The organism is Acinetobacter gyllenbergii, assembly GCF_001682515.1.
In the GTDB taxonomy this organism is placed as follows: domain Bacteria; phylum Pseudomonadota; class Gammaproteobacteria; order Pseudomonadales; family Moraxellaceae; genus Acinetobacter; species Acinetobacter gyllenbergii.
This window is the reverse complement of sequence record NZ_KV575280.1, coordinates 1-1,168: the sequence shown is the minus strand read 5'-3', so window position 1 is coordinate 1,168 and position 1,168 is coordinate 1. Positions and strand designations below refer to the sequence as shown.

Annotated in this window: 3 protein-coding genes and 1 pseudogene; 2 read left to right on the top strand and 2 right to left on the bottom strand. The window is 35.0% G+C overall.

Annotated features, from left to right (window positions below; all coding sequences use genetic code 11):
* Positions 1–29: 29 nt before the first annotated feature.
* Together NG55_RS20390 and NG55_RS20385 are read right to left on the bottom strand one after the other, a co-directional pair.
* Positions 30–311, bottom strand: a complete 282-nt coding sequence (locus NG55_RS20390; protein ID WP_065344265.1) for a hypothetical protein — start codon at positions 309–311, stop codon at positions 30–32.
* Entirely contained in the window at positions 311–505 is a 195-nt protein-coding gene (locus tag NG55_RS20385) for a hypothetical protein (RefSeq protein ID WP_005241546.1), read from the bottom strand. Before NG55_RS20385 ends, NG55_RS20390 begins: the two co-directional genes overlap by 1 nt.
* A 112-nt stretch (positions 506–617) precedes the next feature.
* On the opposite strand from NG55_RS20385, the gene NG55_RS20380 reads away from it, so the two are divergent.
* The gene (locus NG55_RS20380) at positions 618–872 is read left to right on the top strand and encodes a hypothetical protein (RefSeq protein ID WP_065344264.1); all 255 of its coding nucleotides are present in this window, start codon (positions 618–620) and stop codon (positions 870–872) included.
* Positions 872–1,168: pseudogene (locus tag NG55_RS20375) on the top strand (replication initiation factor domain-containing protein); the annotation flags it as partial. The gene NG55_RS20380 and the pseudogene NG55_RS20375, both read left to right, overlap by 1 nt.

Sequence of the window (1,168 nt, the reverse complement as noted above, 5' to 3'; positions counted from 1 at the left end):
TATTTAACATAATAGGATATTATGCGATTTCAGTGACGGCAGTAATATATCAATTCGACTATCCCAGTTTTTCCCTTTGCCATTTCTTCTAATTTTTTTGCATCTTTTCCTTTAAATAAAGCATCTGTGCATTTTTTGTGTGCTTCTAGGCTTGATTCATAGGTCCCGACTTGGACTATCTTTTTGTTTTTAGTGTCATATTTTACATAATATTTATTTTCTTGCCCTTTAGGTGTTTTAGGTATTTTTATTTCAGCAAGGGCATAGGTGCTTGTTACTGCCAACAATACACCTGTGATTAAGCCTTTCATTATTCATCTTTCCCTAGGACATCTTGTCTATATTTCATTACTTCATCCGCCTTTAAATCCTTAAGGTGGTATTTGATAAGTGCGTGAATTACATCACTTTCAGCCATTAAGCTTTTTTTGGCTACGACGAATTTCATCAGTGTCTCTTTTACGCTTTCAACTTCATCAGTTCTGATTTTGTAGACTTTGCTCATGCAGGGAATATCCGTTTACTAGTTACTAGGTTAATTTTAACCTTATTTATTGGTTGACAAGTTACCTATAAACTTTGTTTAATTGTTTAAACCAAGTTACTAGGTAACTTTTATGCAAAATCTGCTTTTTAAAGATCGTCAAGAATTCATACAGGCTGCTTTTAATGAAGTGGCAAAAATCGTTTCAGAGCACGGGAATGCATGTCTTGAAGCATGTGTACCTGCAATCCCAACTGAACTTTGTTTAGAGCAGTTAGCTTTGGTTGCTGCTGATTGGTCGTATGACTACACAAAAATTGATGCGTATTTAGATACTTATAAAAAATCAAACGCTGAAATCATGGAATATTTAGGGGGTGAGTGCTAATGGAGCATATACAGAAGCTTGTTGATTCTCTGGAACAACGTATCTCTAAATTTGAGAATAAAAAGCCGATCTCACAGAAAGCTCTCCAGTCTGATTTGAACAAGATGCGTATCTTTATCAAGTCTTATTTTGAATTAAACCTCGTTACCCAAGATCAACAAAAATCATGGATGGACAGAGTAGAAGCTGCTCAAATTCGCTATGAAGAAAAGCCTGTTCAAAAAACAATCAAAAACAAAGAAAACACAAAGGAAAGCCTCGCAAATTCAGCTCGAGCAACCCCCATTTATAATATG